General features: G+C 46.7%; 14 protein-coding genes. 7 read left to right on the forward strand and 7 right to left on the reverse strand.

The window, feature by feature from the left end:
- Positions 1 to 138 precede the first annotated feature (138 nt).
- The gene (locus tag F8L24_RS00485; protein ID WP_294950942.1) at positions 139 to 1,110 is read right to left on the reverse strand and encodes an HAD family hydrolase; all 972 of its coding nucleotides are present in this window, start codon (positions 1,108 to 1,110) and stop codon (positions 139 to 141) included.
- A 401-nt stretch (positions 1,111 to 1,511) separates the two neighbouring features.
- Between F8L24_RS00485 and F8L24_RS00490 the strand changes: the two genes are divergently transcribed.
- Positions 1,512 to 2,225: a DUF2092 domain-containing protein gene (locus F8L24_RS00490; RefSeq protein ID WP_294950943.1), complete on the forward strand. Its 714-nt coding sequence runs from the start codon at positions 1,512 to 1,514 to the stop codon at positions 2,223 to 2,225.
- Positions 2,226 to 2,238: 13 nt separating this feature from the next.
- Positions 2,239 to 2,901: a hypothetical protein gene (locus tag F8L24_RS00495; RefSeq protein WP_294950944.1), complete on the forward strand. Its 663-nt coding sequence runs from the start codon at positions 2,239 to 2,241 to the stop codon at positions 2,899 to 2,901.
- Between the two features lie 115 nt (positions 2,902 to 3,016).
- On the opposite strand, the gene yegS is transcribed toward F8L24_RS00495, so the two are convergent.
- The 3 genes from yegS to purB form a co-directional block, all read right to left on the reverse strand.
- The gene (gene yegS / locus F8L24_RS00500) at positions 3,017 to 3,910 is read right to left on the reverse strand and encodes a lipid kinase YegS (RefSeq protein WP_294950945.1); all 894 of its coding nucleotides are present in this window, start codon (positions 3,908 to 3,910) and stop codon (positions 3,017 to 3,019) included.
- 302 nt (positions 3,911 to 4,212) lie between these two features.
- Positions 4,213 to 6,582: a ribonucleoside-diphosphate reductase subunit alpha gene (locus F8L24_RS00505; protein WP_294950946.1), complete on the reverse strand. Its 2,370-nt coding sequence runs from the start codon at positions 6,580 to 6,582 to the stop codon at positions 4,213 to 4,215.
- Positions 6,583 to 6,923: 341 nt separating this feature from the next.
- Positions 6,924 to 8,255, reverse strand: a complete 1,332-nt coding sequence (gene purB / locus F8L24_RS00510) for an adenylosuccinate lyase (protein ID WP_294950947.1) — start codon at positions 8,253 to 8,255, stop codon at positions 6,924 to 6,926.
- Positions 8,256 to 8,348: 93 nt separating this feature from the next.
- On the opposite strand from purB, the gene F8L24_RS00515 reads away from it, so the two are divergent.
- Positions 8,349 to 9,338 (forward strand): RluA family pseudouridine synthase, encoded by a 990-nt coding sequence (locus F8L24_RS00515; protein WP_294950948.1) that lies wholly within the window; start codon positions 8,349 to 8,351, stop codon positions 9,336 to 9,338.
- Between the two features lie 145 nt (positions 9,339 to 9,483).
- Here F8L24_RS00515 and rlmN read toward each other — a convergent pair whose 3' ends face one another.
- The 3 genes from rlmN to hisF form a co-directional block, all read right to left on the reverse strand.
- Positions 9,484 to 10,554 carry a 23S rRNA (adenine(2503)-C(2))-methyltransferase RlmN gene (gene rlmN, locus F8L24_RS00520; protein WP_294950949.1) on the reverse strand — a complete coding sequence of 357 codons (1,071 nt, stop codon included), beginning with the start codon at positions 10,552 to 10,554 and terminating at the stop codon, positions 9,484 to 9,486.
- Between the two features lie 137 nt (positions 10,555 to 10,691).
- A complete protein-coding gene (locus tag F8L24_RS00525; protein WP_294950950.1) occupies positions 10,692 to 11,222 on the reverse strand; it encodes a purine-nucleoside phosphorylase in 531 nt (176 codons plus the stop codon).
- 1 nt (position 11,223) lies between these two features.
- On the reverse strand, positions 11,224 to 11,988 hold the full coding sequence (gene hisF / locus F8L24_RS00530) for an imidazole glycerol phosphate synthase subunit HisF (RefSeq protein WP_294950951.1): 765 nt from the start codon (positions 11,986 to 11,988) through the stop codon (positions 11,224 to 11,226).
- Between the two features lie 92 nt (positions 11,989 to 12,080).
- On the opposite strand from hisF, the gene rsmA reads away from it, so the two are divergent.
- From rsmA to F8L24_RS00550, 4 genes are all read left to right on the forward strand, one after another.
- Positions 12,081 to 12,938 carry a 16S rRNA (adenine(1518)-N(6)/adenine(1519)-N(6))-dimethyltransferase RsmA gene (gene rsmA, locus F8L24_RS00535; RefSeq protein WP_294950952.1) on the forward strand — a complete coding sequence of 286 codons (858 nt, stop codon included), beginning with the start codon at positions 12,081 to 12,083 and terminating at the stop codon, positions 12,936 to 12,938.
- The gene (locus F8L24_RS00540; protein ID WP_294950953.1) at positions 12,874 to 14,976 is read left to right on the forward strand and encodes a ribonuclease J; all 2,103 of its coding nucleotides are present in this window, start codon (positions 12,874 to 12,876) and stop codon (positions 14,974 to 14,976) included. The genes rsmA and F8L24_RS00540 overlap by 65 nt, the downstream gene beginning before the upstream one ends.
- Before the next feature lie 78 nt (positions 14,977 to 15,054).
- Positions 15,055 to 16,023 (forward strand): KpsF/GutQ family sugar-phosphate isomerase, encoded by a 969-nt coding sequence (locus F8L24_RS00545; RefSeq protein WP_294950954.1) that lies wholly within the window; start codon positions 15,055 to 15,057, stop codon positions 16,021 to 16,023.
- An 18-nt stretch (positions 16,024 to 16,041) separates the two neighbouring features.
- Positions 16,042 to 16,887, forward strand: a complete 846-nt coding sequence (locus tag F8L24_RS00550; protein ID WP_294950955.1) for a pseudouridine synthase — start codon at positions 16,042 to 16,044, stop codon at positions 16,885 to 16,887.
- Positions 16,888 to 16,890: the final 3 nt, after the last annotated feature.

A 16,890-nucleotide genomic window follows, 5' to 3' on the forward strand; every position in this document is an offset into this window, starting at 1 on the left:
CAACCCCAAACAAGGACGGCAAACACTATTTAAAACGATATGCTGTTTGCCTTCATTGGTGATACTCATGCCATCTATTTTCAGTTACAGCAGTTAGATCGATTCAAAAGGGATCATCACTTTTCCTTCAAGTCTATTTTAGTGTTTCAGCTCGAAAGGATAGATCACTTTCCACTCTTTTTTCATATCAACCACTGTCCAATTATGGTCACGGGCATAATCCAGACCTTTGTCGAGTTTGCCTATAGGTGATTTTCTGTCATAAGCCCACTCCCTTTTGGCATCGGTATGGTGTACATAAAGCTGCAGGGTCTTGTAGTGCCTGTTCGCTTCGGTGTACTTCATCATGTCCAGGTCTCCGTCAGAATTCCCGAATGCGGCCACAGGTCTTTTTCCTATGTGATAGTGTATTCCTACAGGTTTTCCCTCTTTGTCGTCGATAAACCGTGTTTTGGGTATTCTGATAATCTTTCTGTCCCGGTACTTCACTTCGATCTCCGATCCGATGATCCGGTTTGAAGGTATACCATACACTTCGGTAGCCCAGGGGCGCATGAAGTCTATGCCGCCGCCGGAAACGATGAACGTCTTGAAATCGTTTGCACGCAGATACCTCAAAAGTTCCAGCATTGGCTGAAAAACAAGTTCCGTAAAACGTACTTTTTTTGTCGGATGCTTTGCCGTCTTGATCCACGTTGCCACAATATCATCAAACTCTTCGTCGCTCATACCCGTATGGCTGACCATGATCAGTTTCAGAAGCCCTTCTTTACCGCTTGCCATGACTTTTTTAATGTCGCCCTCAAGTACGGCTTTGAAGGGCTGCACCAGTTTCCACTCCGGGTGCTGTGGCGCCAGTGCTTTGACCCTGTCCATGGCAAAGAAGACTTGAAAGTAGACAGGCTGTTCGGACCACAGGGTACCATCATTGTCAAAAACCGCAATACGATCTTTTTGGGGAATAAAATCTTTGCTCCCCTCCTTGGTGACAGTATCGACATAATGAATAATGGCGTGCTTGGAAGGCCCATCATTCCAGGATGGAAGCGGCTCCGCCGCCGCAGCGGCAAGCGCAAAACCAAGGAAGAGCAAGGTGATCACTGTTTTCATTTTTTTCCTTTTGCTTTTTTATCTATATCATAGCAAAATTTTACTCAGCCCCGTTGTTGAGGCTGAGTAAAATTATCAGTTTTTGACACTGTGTGTGATCTCGGTAAGCTGTTTCAATCCCTTTTGTGCTTTGATCGTACTGTAACCGATATTTGATGCGGTCAGGGAACTATCTACTGAAATAGATATCCAAGGATCGAAGCGAAGAATTTTTGGACAAAATTTTGAGGATGGTCGAGGAAATCACCGACCATATCGTCAGCATAAATACTGATCTCTCAATGCAGAAAAAACCCGTAACAAAAATGTTTTGCAAACTTTAGGGGACCTCTATATTACATTTTTGGATATAATAACCCAAGAAATATTAATAGGATTTCAGATATCAGCAAGGATGAAAAATGAAACTACATAAACAACTTCTTCTTTTGGCGGGAGCGGGACTTCTCCTGAGCGGTACGGCACTGATAGCCGCGGAAAAATCAGCCAGGTCTGTTCTGGACAATGCCTATAAGTATATTGGACAGATGGACAAGTATGCTTTTGATGCTGTGGTCTCGGGCAAAGATGTCAAAGACGGAAAAACCTACAGACAAACGGTATCCGTCAAAGTGGACCGGCCTGACAGACTGCGTGTTGATACCAGGGGAAATATGAAAGACAGGAGTGTCTATATTGACGATGGTCTTTTTACGCTTATGGATCACAGATTCAACTATTACGGCCAACTCAAAGTACCCAAAACGATAGACGGGGCACTGGACTACATCTTTAACCGATACGGCATCACTGCACCTCTTGCTTCACTGATCTACAGCGATATGCAAAAACGTGCGAAATTCACTCGAGGCAAGTATTTCGGTACGGTCAATGTCGCCGGAGTGGAATGTGACTATATTGCCTTCCGAAACAAAGGCGGAGAAGTACACATTTGGATCGCAACAGGGGACAAACCTCTGGTGAAAGCCTACAGCATTATCGATACCCATACAGCAGGAAAACCAAGAAAGAATACCTCCATTAAATGGCATACCCACCCCAACATTTCAAGTAGTAATTTCATCTTCAGTGCGCCTAAAGGTGCTTCCAGAATTTCAATAGAGCCTGCAAGTTAGGGAGGGAAAGATCATGAAACATAGAAATAAATTTTTAATCAAATTCGCGGTCGTGGCTGCAGCCATAGGTATTTTTTCTCCTTCGGTCAGTATCAGACCCGATATGCAGACAGACCATAACGGCTACAGTACATTCCCTGTTTCTCTAGATGTCACACTCTTCAGTATGGCTGAGGCAAGACGAGGCGGCGGGCGTGGCGGTGCGCGCAGAGCTGGCGGCGGTGTAAGGAGAAGTGCAGCCCACAGGGGAGGAGGCACGAGAAGAAGTACGGCCAAACGGGCCGGAAACCGTGTACAGGCACGCAACAGACCAGCCAATCGAGCCAAGATGAAGCACAAGAACATCCACAGGAATAAAAACATTAACAGAAATGTCAATAGAAACGTGAATCGCAATGTAAACCGTAATGTGAATGTCAATCACCGTTATTACGGAGGCGGAGGTCATTATCATGGGCATCATCATGGCCATTACGGTTACTACCGCGGCGCACCGATACTCGCCTTTGCGACCGGTATGGCCATCGGTTCCGTTATTGCCGCTTCTACGATGCCTTCCACCTGTACGAATGTATCGGTAGGCGGTGTCACTTACAGAAGATGCGGCAGTTCATACTATCAGCCGTTCTATGAGGGCGATACACTGGTATACAGGGTTGTTCCTTCTCCCTATTGAGCACCCGCAGAGGAAGCAGACTACTTTCCTTTGCTCCCTTTAGCCTGTTGCGGCGGACCTTTCACAAAAGACTTCAGCAGCAGGTTCCATCCTGTTTTCATTTCCTTTTCCTGCTTCACATCAGGCAAGGCGCATCTTTGGGTATGACAAGGTCAATAGCCCCCGGCATGACTTCAAAACATATGGTACTCGAATGGTAGGGTTCACCATCCAGATTGACCGGTATTTCATCGTGGGCATGGCATTCCAGCCACGGCACCTGAAGGTACTTGATAAATTGGCCGTTCGCAGAAGGATTCTGTATTTCCCAGAGTACTTTCGGTATATCGACCAGTTTAAACTGTATGATACTGACAATATCGAGCAAGCCGTCATTGATCATGGCACGGGGAGCAAGTACCTGTCCTCCGCCGGCCTGTCTGCCATTCGCTATTGCCCCGGCAATGATCCCGTGAAGATCCAATTCATGCTGCGGCGTCACGATCTTGCTCTTATAGGGAGCGAAATCGAGTGCTTTAAGGACACCTGTCAGTGTATAGGCCCCTCCCCCCAGAAAATTTTTCAACTCAACAGGGGTTTGGGCAGTTACCTGTGCACCGAAACCCACTGTTGCCATATTGACAAAATGTCTTTCATTGGCTTTGACGATATCGATCGCAGCAATATTTCCATGTACCGCAAAATGCAAAGCTTCCAGGCACTCCAAAGGAATCGTACAGGCCCTGGCAAAATCATTCGCTGTCCCCAGTGGCATAAGGGCCAATACGGGACGCTCCGCTCTCGGCAGCTGTGCCAAAGCATTCACCGCTTCATTCACCGAACCGTCACCACCGCCGATGATAAAACGTTCCACACCATTCGCAAGGGCTTCATCGAGAAAACGCACCACATCACCATACTCATAGGTCACACGTATCTGCACATCTTCCGTTTTGCGAAACGCTGCTATAGCTGACCGTACTTCCGGCAACTGTGCTTTTTTCCCGTTTAAAACAATTGTTATTTTCATACTTCTCTTACATTTTCTTCAATTCAATATTTCGTATCTTCTACCGCTCAGAGCATTTTCAACAAGTTTGATTATATCACAAAAGAAGAAAAAGCGTTCAGCAAAGCACTAAAAAAATAGCGGCAAAATAAGCCTCTTTTTTATTTTTTTAATACCAGAGGTCAAAAAAGGGTTTAAAATGCGTTATTTTGTGAGTTAGATGGGTTCTTTTGGATTTTAGAAGATTTTCATTGGTTTATATATTCCGCAAGGTACTGTCCACTGACAGCACCCTGCAATTTTCAGGAATGCCTAAAACAAGACTATTGGCACCCTACACATTCCTGGCTTCGGTCTTCCACATCATTGGAACTTTCCGGTGACTGTGATCTCAGGTAATAGGTGGACTTCAGGCCGAACTTCCATGCGTTCATGTAAATTTCATTGAGGTATTTGCCGCTGGCCTTGTCGAGCGTAATGAAAATGTTCAGGCTCTGTCCCTGATCGATCCATTTCTGCCTGATCGCTCCGGCTTTGATGAGGACGTTCTGGTCAAGATCGTAGCTTGGCGTGTAGTACTGCCAGGTATCTGCAGAGAGGTTCGGTGCCACAACCGGAATAAGGCCGGAAAGGTTCTCTTCGAACCACTTTCTTTTGTAGACCGGCTCGATCGCCTGTGTGGTACCCGTCAGAATGGAAATGGACGAGGTAGGTGCCACTGCCATGAGATAGCCGTTTCGCATACCGTCTGTTTTGACCTTCTCTTTCAGTACTGCCCAGTCGTGGCTGTAACCGAAGAGACCGCCTCTGTCAACGAGTTTACAGGCATTCTCGTTCGCTTTGTCAATAGGGAAAATACCCTTGGACCAGTCCGAACCGTCAAAAGTAGGGTACTTCCCTTTTTCAAGCGCAAGATTGCTGGATGACTCGATCGCATAGTAGGAGACTGATTCCATCACTTCATCGATCTTTGTGAAATGTTCATAGCTTCCCCATTCGATCTGGTTCTCTGCGAGCATTTGTGCTTCACCCATCACACCCAGACCGATCGATCTGGATTTTTCATTGGTCCTTTTTACTTTGGCCAGTGGGTAGAAATTCAGGTCGATAACATTGTCAAGCATACGTACGGCTGTCGGTACCACGCGTGCAATATCTTCTGAGGTATGTATCTTGGAGAGGTTGATGGAGGCGAGGTTGCATACCGCTGTATCTCCGTCTATCTTCTCTTTGTCAACGATCCAGATCTGCTTGCCCCCCAGACTGTCAAGTGCGGTAACTTTCTTGGCCGGCTTGGTGGTACCGTTGTCAACTGTCAACATTTCGTTCTCTTCATAGGATGCTATGCTTCCGTCGGTGAAGGTGAAACGTGTCTTGTATCGGTTGGGTGCCGTGTTCTGGAATATCTCTGTACAGAGGTTGGAAGACCTGATGATCCCCACATGCTTGTTCGGGTTGGCTTTGTTGGCGGCATCTTTGAAGGTAAGGAAAGGGTTCCCTGTCTCAAAGTAGGACCTGAGGATCTCTTTCCAGAGCCCTTTGGCAGAGATGACTTCCCGGGTAATGTCATCATCGGAATGTTCAAGCTCCACATATCTTTTTTCAAACGCTTCTCCGTAAAGTTCCGTCAACTCTGTTACTTCAAACGGATCAAAAAGCGTCCATGTCGTATCTTCTTCTACCCGTTTCATAAAAAGGTCGTTCAGCCAGAGTGCAGGGAAAAGGTCGTGCGCTCTTCTCCGCTCTTCTCCGGAGTTCTTTTTGAGGTCGAGAAAATCTCTTACATCCACATGCCAAGGTTCAAGATAAACGGCAATAGCGCCTTTACGTGTTCCCAGCTGATCTACTGCGATGGCAACATCATTGGCGATTTTGAGGAAAGGTACGATACCGCCTGCGGCATGTTTGTGCCCGTCGATGTAGGAGCCCATCCCCCGAACCAGTGACCAGTCCCAGCCGATACCGCCGCCAAATTTGGAAAGCAGTGCCATCTCTTTGTACCCGTCGAAAATACCCTCAATGTTGTCAGGGGTCGAACCGATGTAGCATGAGCTGAGCTGGTGCCTCGGCGTTCTTGCATTGGAGAGTGTCGGTGTTGCGGCCATCACTTCAAATTTGCTCAGGATGTCGTAAAATTTCTTTGCCCAGGTCTGGCAGTCGAATTCGTTCTGTGCAAGGAACATGGCCACACCCATGAAAAGCTGCTGCGGCAGTTCAATGGGTACACCGTTCCTGTTTTTGAGCAGATAACGGTCATACAGTGTACGAAGCCCCAGATAGTTGAACTGCAGGTCTCGTTCGGGCTTGATGTAGTCATTGAGCTCATCGAGGTCATACTTGTCTTTGAGACCAAGCACAATACGCCCTTCTTTCTCACCGCGTTCAAAGTATTCGCGCAAATGGTTGTATCCTGTAAAGCCTGTTGCCTTGTGGTAAATATCATACAGGAAAAGTCTTGCAGCGACAAAGGTCCAGTTGGGTCTGTCAATATCGATCTTGTCAACCGCTGTCTTGATGAGGGTTGTCTGTATCTCCTCGGAAGTGATCATGTCGCGAAACTGCAGTTTGGCATCGACTTCCAGTTCGCTTTGACTTACACCTTCAAGCCCTTCAACCGCTGCTGCTGTATATTTCTGGATCTTGGATACGTCCAGTGTCTCTACTCTTCCGTTACGCTTTTGAACTCTGATCATCTGTTCTCCCCGGTTCTTCATAAAAATACGCTCATTTTGGAGCGAAAAACATGAAATGATTTTACAGAAAATATACTTGCAGATTTGTTAATTTGTGTATCATTTTTAGGCAATATTTTTATAAGAAAATGTGATGCTTTCGGAAAGCTTGTCTGAGTGGGCACTTGTGAAAATATAAGAAAATTTATTGTTGAAATATTAGCGGCTGAAAGGTGGGTTTTCCTGTAGTTTCAGTCTGGGCAGACAGTGTCGCGCGGGGTGCTGTGCCTTCACGGCACCTCATAGGCAAACTGTAAACCGATTGGTGCTGTCGGGAGACAGTCACCCTGCGCAAAGAGGCATTATTGGTTGAATACTCTGTCAAAGATCCTGTCAACGTTTTTGGTGTAATAGTCATAGTTGAAACACTCTCTGATCTGTTCCTCGCTGAGCGACTTTCTCAACTCATCGTCCGCAAGCAGATACTGAAGATAGAGGGACTCCCCTTTTTCATTGACAGTCGGTTTGCCCTGCTGGATCTCTTCCCATACTTTCATCGCGTTGCGCTGAACGATCCGGTAGGCATCTTCACGGCTTACACCGGCTTTAGGCAGTTCGAGCAGTACACGCTGGGAGAAAACAAGCCCCCCTGTAAGGTTTAGATTTCTCATCATATTTTCAGGCATCACATTCATGTTGGCAATAACTCCGTTCATACGGTGAAGCATGAAATCTGATGTAATGAACGAATCAGGCAACCAGAAACGCTCTGTGGACGAATGGGAAATATCTCTTTCATGCCAGAGTGCGACATTTTCCATCGCAGGGGTAACATAAGCTCTGATGATACGTGCAAGTCCGGTGATATTCTCTGTGAGGATCGGGTTTCTTTTGTGCGGCATGGCAGAAGAGCCTTTCTGTCCTTTGGCAAAGAACTCTTCTACTTCATAAACTTCTGTACGCTGCCAGTGTCGTACCTGTACCGCGAACTTTTCTATGGAAGACGCAAGCAGTGCCAGGGCAGAGGCCAGTCTTGCATAACGGTCTCTCTGGATCACCTGGTTGGAAACCGGCGCCGGCTTGAGCCCAAGCTCTTCCATAGCATACTCTTCAAGCTCAAGAGGTGCATGTGCGAAGTTCCCCATAGCGCCGGAGATCTGCCCCACGCTGATCACGTCCATGGTCTGTTCAAGATTTTCAAGATGCCGTCTCATTTCATCATACCAGACAGCGAGCACAAGACCGAGCGTAATGGGCTCTCCGTGGATACCGTGGCTTCTTCCTACCATCAGTGTCATTTTGTGTTCTATCGCCCGCTTCTTGATGGATTCCATTATCATCCTAACATCTTCTATGATAATGTTGAGAGAACGTACCATTTGCAGTGCTACCGCCGTATCAACCGTGTCGGAAGAAGTCATTCCGTAGTGGAACCATCTGCTTTCTTCTCCCAGTGTTTCAGAGACTGATGTTGTAAAGGCGATCAGGTCATGTCTTGTAACCGCTTCTATCTCATCGATACGCTCTACCGAGAACCCTGCATTGTCCACGATCTTTTTTGCATCGTCATCGGGGATCAGTCCTATTTTGTTCCAGGCTTTGACGACGGCAAGCTCCACATCCAGCCATGCCTGATACTTAGCCTGCATTGTCCAATTGTCTGCCATCTCTTTACGCGAATATCTTTCTACCATACCATACCTTTGTAACTGAAAAATTTTGGTATTATTCTACCAAAATAGCTGTTAATCGGTAATGAAAAAACGGTCAGCCATAGAGGAGCATTCTTGCCTTTTGTCAAAGAAAAATTCACTGTTTCGGAAAAGATACCCGCGTTTCTTTTCATTATGCGTACCTTCGGGTTTACCCAGGCACAGGCACAGCGTCTTGTCGGTAAAGGACGCCTGCTTATCGCGGGCGTATCCATTTACAACTCAGGAACAAAACTCGAACCTGGAGAAGTAGAAATCGTCTATTTCAAGGCAGCTTCACGGGGAGAGAAACCGCTCTTTGCCAACAAGGACTTTATGGTTTTTGAAAAGCCCTCCGGTGTGCTTGTCCACCCGAACACTATGTCTACCCCCTATTCCATGCTTGACGAAATACGCCACATCGGCGGGGACAATGCCAATGCGGTTCACCGCATCGATATGGAAACTTCAGGTCTGCTGCTTGCAAGCAAACACAAGCAATCGGAGCACTATCTCAAAAACGCATTTGAAATTAAAAAGATCAGAAAAAGCTACCTTGCCTGGGCAGACGGGGAACTCACAGCACCTTTCTCTGTGGCACTGCCCGTTAAAACAAACCATGACTACTCCGAATGCAAACACAAAGTCTTTCTTCATGAAGACGGCAAATATGCCCATACGGACTTCATACCGATCCACTACGATAAAACACTTGATACCACACTGGTGGCCTGTTATCCTTTGACAGGACGTACCCATCAGATACGGGTCCATTTGTTTCACGTGAAACATCCTATTTTAGGAGACCCGCTTTACGGTACGACCTTTGAAACAGCCAATGCTTATCTCGAAGACACATTGACACAGGAAGAGCGGTTTGTACATACCGGGGCACAAAGGCTTATGCTTCATGCACAGACACTGACTTTTCCCTATGGAGCAAAATATCAGATAGAAAGCAAAGTGAATTTTGGGGAGATGAAAGCGTTGATATGTCCGCAGGCGGAACGTCTGTTCAATACCGGCAATATACAGAAACAGCCTCCAGGGGCTGCCCAAATATTACCGCATGAGATGGATCACTGAGTCTATTGTTTTACACACTTCTCATTGTGTGTTTCACGTGAAACAATTTCTGCTATTCCCGGTTGGCTTCATAAATAAACCAGCCGCCGCCGACACCCACAACCAAAACAATAAAAACCACCAAACCTATTTGTACATCAGGCATCTATATTTCTCCTTCAAGTTCTTGTTCCCGCAATTGTCCGCAGGCTGCCGAAATGTCAAGTCCTTTGGATTCACGGATGGTGCAATGTAGTCCTCTTTTGGTTAAATACTCCTGAAATGCTTTCATGTCGTCTTCTGTCGGACGTTTAAATTCCGTACCTCCGTACGGATTGAAATAGATCAGGTTGACTTTCGCTTTGATACCATCCAGCAAAGACAGCAGTTTCTTTGCTGCCGAAATATCGTCATTGACATCCTTGATGACAAGGTACTCGAACATCACCCGCTTCCTGTCGTTGACAGGGAAGTTTTTGACCGCGGTGATAATCGACTCTATATTGTATGCTTTGTTAATAGGCATGAGCTGTTGTCGCAGTTCATCATCAACAGCATGCAGTGAAATGGCAAGGTTGACCCCCAGTTCCATTTTTCCCAGCTTTTCTATTTTCGAACTTAAGCCGGAAGTGGAAATGGTCTGCCGGTGCGGAGCGATGGCCATACCTTCTTCTTCCGCAAATATTTTGACAGACCTGGCAACAGCTTCAAGGTTGTCAAGCGGCTCGCCCATACCCATGAAAACAATGTTGACACGCCGGTTGGCGGCAATATCATTATCTTTTTTGATCATGCGCAGCTGTTCGACGATCTCTCCTGCCGTCAGATTTCGCATAAACCCGCCCTTTGCGGTCAAACAGAAGGCGCACCCTACCTTGCACCCTACCTGGGAGGAGATACACACTGTATAGCGCTCCTGGTGCTTTACAGAGCCATCTTCATGATACTCTCTGTTCCTCATCAACAACAGAACAGCTTCAACGGTATGTCCGTCATGCAGCTCGAAGAGGTATTTGCGGCTTCCGTCCATGCTGTCCTGAACCGTGACCGTTTTGAGCGGTGCAAGTGTATAGGCCGCATCAAGCTCTTCCCGCATTGCTTTGGGGAGGTTCTTCATCTCTTCAAAAGAAACAGCATATTTGTGGTAGATCCAGTCATAGATCTGTTTGGCACGAAACGCCGGTTTGATCTTTGCTGCCAATTCTTCTTTCGTAAGGTCCTGTATGATTTGTTTCATTATCGTTTCTTTTCTTATATATTTGGTCCGGGCTTGTCTATCCGGGTTGAATGGGTACCCACAAAGAGTACCCATTGTTTTGTTGCCGTAAGGAATAGGTGCTGCGGTACACAGGGAAAATGTCTGTGCTTCTTTTTCTATTTCTTTGCCCGCTTTTTCACATAAGCATCCAGACGCTTCATCGCCTCTTTCCGGTTCTTTTCAAAATCCTCATGTGCATTTTCATCACAGTAATTCGTAACCACAAAGATTCCTCCAGCACTGATGCCGTAAAACTGTGCCACTTTCATCACAGCAAAAAATTCCATATTCTCAAGCTGGACATTCTGTGCCGTATAATATTTTCCGATCTCCTTGTCCGTAGTAATATAGTTTGAAGAATTCACCAGTGTTTCACGTGAAACATCCTTAAGGCTCGTCACCACGTTATCGACAGGAGAATAGGAACCGCCTGTAAAAAAACTGTTTTCTATATTTGCAGCCGTTTTGGATTCGACAATATCAAAAATCTTTTTTTCTCCATAAGAGCCGGCGGTACCCACAAACAAAATATACTCCGGCTTCTTTGCTTCACACAAGCGCGTGAGGTTGATCGCAACCTCCATCATACCGACCCCGACGGGCATCGCAAAGTCAAACTGTTCGCTTCTTCCTGCACAAATGATCATGTTAGAGCCTTACCGGAATATGGTTTTTTTTCAAATAGTGTTTTAATTCCATAATGTCTATCTCTTTAAAATGAAAGATCGAAGCGGCGAGTGCAGCATCGGCATGCCCAAGCGTAAATGCCTCTTCAATATGTTTCATTGTCCCTGCACCGCCGCTCGCAATGACAGGAATATTGACCAGTGCGCCGATCTGTTTGTTGAGTTCATTGTCAAAGCCGGCTTTGGTTCCGTCTGCATCCATAGAGGTGACCAGCAGTTCGCCCGCACCCCGGTCATAAGCTTCTTTGGCCCATTCAAGGGCATCGATGCCGGTATCGTTCCTGCCGCCGTGGGTAAAGATATGCCACTTGTTTTCCGCCACTTGCTTTGCGTCAATCGCAACAACGATACACTGCGAACCAAAACGCTTGGCCCCCTCTTCTATGAATGCGGGACGGTTGATGGCAGCCGAATTAATACTGACTTTGTCACATCCGACATTGAGCAGATTGTAAATATCGGGAAGTTCGCGGATCCCTCCGCCGACAGTCAGGGGAATGAAGACTTCCTGTGCTACTTTCTTTACGACATCGACAATGGTGTCCCGTCCTTCATGGCTCGCACCTATGTCCAGAAAAGTGATCTCGTCAGCCCCCTCTTCATTGTAGCGTTTAGCCACCTCCACAGGATCTCCTGCATCACGCAGCCCTACAAAATTGACCCCTTTTACCACCCTGCCTTCATTGACATCCAGACAAGGTATTATCCGTTTCGCAAAATAATCCATTTATTACCCATATTCGTGTATTTTTATGGTAAGATTATACAAAAATTATCCCAAATAGGGGATTAGCATCAGGTATAAAGGTAGATTATAGTATGATTATTGAGAATTTAGCCGAATTTGCAAGTAAGAAATTTGGCCAGAATTTTCTGAAATCAGATTATTATCTTCAGAAAATCATCCAAGCGATGCCCAACGACGGCCTCAGGGTCGCGGAGATTGGGCCTGGCTTAGGTGATTTAACCAAAGAACTTGTAAAAGTTCGAAATGTCACAGCATTTGAGGTTGATAAAAGATTATGCGAGCATCTGAACAGTGAATTTGAAACGCCCATCCGTCAAGGGCGCCTTGAACTGAACTGCGGAGATGTGCTTGAGCGTTGGGAGTCGGGAAGCCTGCTGGATGAGCCTTATCATCTCGTAGCCAACCTGCCCTATTATATCGCGACCAATATCATCTTAAAAGCATTTAAAGATGAACACTGCCGGTCTGTACTGGTCATGGTTCAAAAAGAGGTTGCCGTGAAATTTGCGGCGGCTGCAGGACAGAAGGCGTTTTCCGCCCTCTCCGTTCTTGCAGCGACATCAGGGAGAGCGACACTCTGCTTCGAAGTTGAGCGCGAAGCATTCGTTCCTCCTCCCAATGTCACGTCTGCCGTGCTTTTAATAGAGAAAGATATATCCTTCGATGACGAGAAGTTCGAAGCGTTCCTGAAGATCGCTTTTGCGCAGCCGCGTAAAAAACTTTCCAAAAATCTTTTGAGTGTCTTTCCCTCCGAATTGGTAGAAGCAACTTTCGCAAAACTGGAACTTCCTTCCAATATGCGGCCTCATGAAGCTGAGACATCTATTTATCATCACTTATACAATGAACTAAAGGATAATTTAGATGGAAAACAACAAACCAAACAGCGGAAACGCTCAAAATCAAGAATCAAAAACGCAGGAAAATAAACCACAGCGCAACAGAAGACCGAACCCCCACAGACAGAACAAGCCAAACAATGCCACTGCCCAGGGGGAGCATAAAGCAAGCGGCACTACTCCAGGCAAAAAACCCAACCGGAAACCGAATCCTAACAGACAGGAAGGTCAGGGAAACAGCCAAAATCAGGGCCGAAAACCGAACCCGAACCAGAAAAATGCACAAAACAGCAGAAACAGAAAGCCGAACAACAACCAAAACAGAAATAATAACAATAATCAGAACAAGAACAGGAACAAACGCAAGAATGTCACTACAGTCAATGACACCATGCGGGCTTCCATAGAAGAGAACAGACGTGTACAGGAAGCCAGAATGGCCCCATGGAAGCAACTGGACCTCAACTCCAAGGGCAAAATACGTTTTACCCCGCTTGGCGGCCTTGGCGAGATCGGCGGCAACATGGCTGTGCTTGAAACAGAAAGTACCGCTATCGTCATCGATGTGGGCATGAGTTTCCCTGATGAAACCATGCACGGAGTAGACATACTTGTCCCCGATTTTTCCTACCTGCATACGATCAAAGACAAGATCAAAGCCATTGTGATCACACACGGACACGAAGACCACATCGGGGCGATGCCTTACCTCTTTAAAGAGTTGAAATTCCCTGTGTACGGTACACCGCTGGCACTGGCAATGATCGAGAACAAATTCAACGAACACGGGCTTAAAGCCGATGCCAAGTATTTTAACTTCATTACGAAGAGAAAACAGTATCAGATCGGCGACATGAAAATAGAGTGGATGCACAATACCCACTCCATCATCGATGCCTGTTCCCTCGCGGTTGAAACACCTGCGGGGACCATTGTCCATACGGCTGACTTCAAAGTCGACCATACCCCCGTTGACGGATATACCATGGACCTGCAGCGCTATGCCTATTATGGTGCCAAGGGTGTACTCTGCCTCTTCTCCGACTCTACCAATTCGCATAACCCCGGTTTCACCAAGAGTGAAATGGTTGTCGGGAAAACATTTGATACGCTTTTTGAACTTGCAAAAGGACGCGTCATCATGTCTACCTTCTCCTCCAACGTGCACCGTATCTACCAGGCGATGGAACGCGGTGTCAAACATGGCAGAAAGGTTTGTGTCATAGGACGTTCCATGGAACGGAATGTCGAAACGAACAGAGCACTGGGCTATGTCGATATTGATGACAGCGATTTTATCGAAGTACATGAAGTACCCAAATATGCCGACAATGAAATACTCATCGTCACTACCGGTTCACAGGGTGAGACCATGGCAGCACTGAACCGTATGGCAACCGATGAACACAGACATATCAAACTCAAGCCGTCTGATACGGTCATCATTTCCGCTTCTGCGATCCCGGGGAATGAAGCGTCTGTATCGAAGCTGATGAACCTGCTCATTAAAGCCGGTGTCACAGTCCGCTACAAAGAATTCACTGACATTCACGTTTCGGGCCACGCGGCACAGGAGGAACAGAAACTCATTCTCCGACTGGTACAGCCGAAGTTCTTCCTGCCGGTACACGGCGAATACAACCACATCGCAAAACATGCACAAACCGCAGTGAGCTGCGGTGTAGACGAAAGAAATATTCTTCTCATGAGCGATGGGGATCAGGTTGAGATCACACCAAAATATCTCAAAAAGGTCAAAACAGTCAAAACAGGCAAAACATACATCGACAACCAGAACAATATGACCATTGAGAATGATGTAGTGCTTGACAGACAGAAACTTGCCGAAGACGGTATCATCAATATCGTGGCACAGATCTCCCAAGCAAACCAGAAAGTCGTTGGGAAACCTGTGGTCACTACCCATGGCCTTGTTCCGGACAAAGAGGACAAAAAATTTGCCAAAGAGATCGAAGGACTGCTTGAAACGATGCTGCTCCATATGAAACCTGAAGCACTTGGAGAACACCAGAATGTGGAAAACGAAATACGAAACACAGTCAGGAAGCATGTCATCCGTACCAAAAAGAGATATCCACTTATTATTCCTACGATCTTCATCGTATAATTCTTATTGTGTCGGGGTAAGCCTGCCCCGACCTGCATCTATGCTATAATTCTCTCAAATACCAATAAAGTGAAACCAATGGATCTCATTCAAATCGCACAGGAAACCTTCCGGACAGAAGCAGAAGCACTGCTGGCTATGGCACAGCGTCTTGACCACCATTTTTTGGATGCGATAGCACTGATCCATGCGACCAAAGGCAAACTCATCATTACCGGTGTAGGGAAATCCGGGCTTGTCGGTGCAAAGATGGCAGCCACTTTTGCCTCTACCGGGACATCCAGTTTTTTTCTGCACCCTACGGAAGCCCTGCATGGCGACCTGGGCATGATAGGGAAAGAAGATACTGTGTTGGCCATCAGCAGCAGCGGAGAAAGTGAAGAACTCACCAAAATACTGCCGCACATCAAACGCTTCAACATACCGCTGATCGGACTGACCGGCCATGGGGATTCATCTCTGGCACACTATGCAGATGTATGGCTCGATATTTCGGTAGAAAAAGAAGCCTGTCCCCTCAATGTGGCACCCACAACCTCTACCACCCTGACGATGGCCCTGGGAGATGCACTTGCGGTAGCCTTGATGAAACAGCGGGGCTTCAAAAAAGAAGATTTCGCCTCTTTTCATCCCGGAGGCAGTTTAGGCAAAAAACTTTTCGTAAAGGTCAAAGACCTGATGCGCACAGAGTCCCTGCCTGTCATCAAGCATGACACACCGCTCAAAGAAGCCGTGGTAGCGATGAGCGAAGGAAAACTTGGCACCGTACTTATCGTAGATGAGAATGAGCGGTTTACAGCATTGCTCAGTGACGGCGACCTGAGACGGGCATTGATGCAGAAAGACTTCAGTATGGACCGGCCGGCCCTGGTATATGCCACACAGCATCCCAAAAGCTACAGCAACACCGAACTCCTTGCAAGCGAAGCACTGGAGATCATAGAAAATGAACGCATACAGCTTCTTCCCATTACCGATAAAGAGGGGAAGATCATAGGTACCCTGCACATACATGACCTTGTCAATGCAGGCATCAAAAGCAGATAAAAAACAGGATCAAACACCATGAGATTGAACAAATATATATCACATCATACCAAATACTCCAGACGGGATGCCGACAGGCTCATCGAAGAGGGAGAAGTGACACTGAACAGGAAAGTCTTTAAAGACTTCGCCTATGACGTACAGGAAGGAGACCATATCGCCGTCAAGGGCAGACCGGTCAAACCAAGTACAGAACTGACGGTGATCGTTTACAACAAACCCAAGGGAGTACTTGTTACCAAAAAAGACGACCGGGGGCGTGCTACCATTTACCATAAGCTGCCGGGCAAATTCAGGCATTTTGTTCCTGTAGGCAGGCTCGACTATGCTTCAGAGGGACTTTTGATCCTTACGGACTCCGTAGAAGTCGCTACCGCGCTTATGGAAAGCGATCTCGAACGTACCTACAACATCAAGATCGACAAACCCCTTACACAGGAAATGGCCACCGCTATGAAAGAGGGCCTGGTACTCGACGATGCGAGAGCAGGCGGTCATGAGAAAAGCAAAATATACAGTATGTCGTTTGCACCGTTTTCCCATTTCGAGATCAGAGCCGAAGGGAAAAGCTTTACCAAACTGCGTGTTACCATTACGGAGGGGAAAAACAGAGAACTGCGGCGTTTTTTCGGATATTTTGATGCCAAAGTGCTTGACCTCAAACGCGTGGCTTACGGAGGGATAGAACTCAACAACCTACCCACGAACAAAACACGCTTTTTTACCCGCAGAGAATATGATGACCTGCACAAGTTCATCAAACAGCTCAAAGCGGAAAAAAAGGCGGAAGCGAAGAACCGGGCCAATGCTTTGAAGCAGGAAGAGGCGGCCCACAAAGAAAAAAAGTACAAGAAAAAAGATTAGACA

It is taken from the genome of Sulfurovum sp. (assembly GCF_015493435.1).
In the GTDB taxonomy this organism is placed as follows: Bacteria; Campylobacterota; Campylobacteria; order Campylobacterales; family Sulfurovaceae; genus Sulfurovum.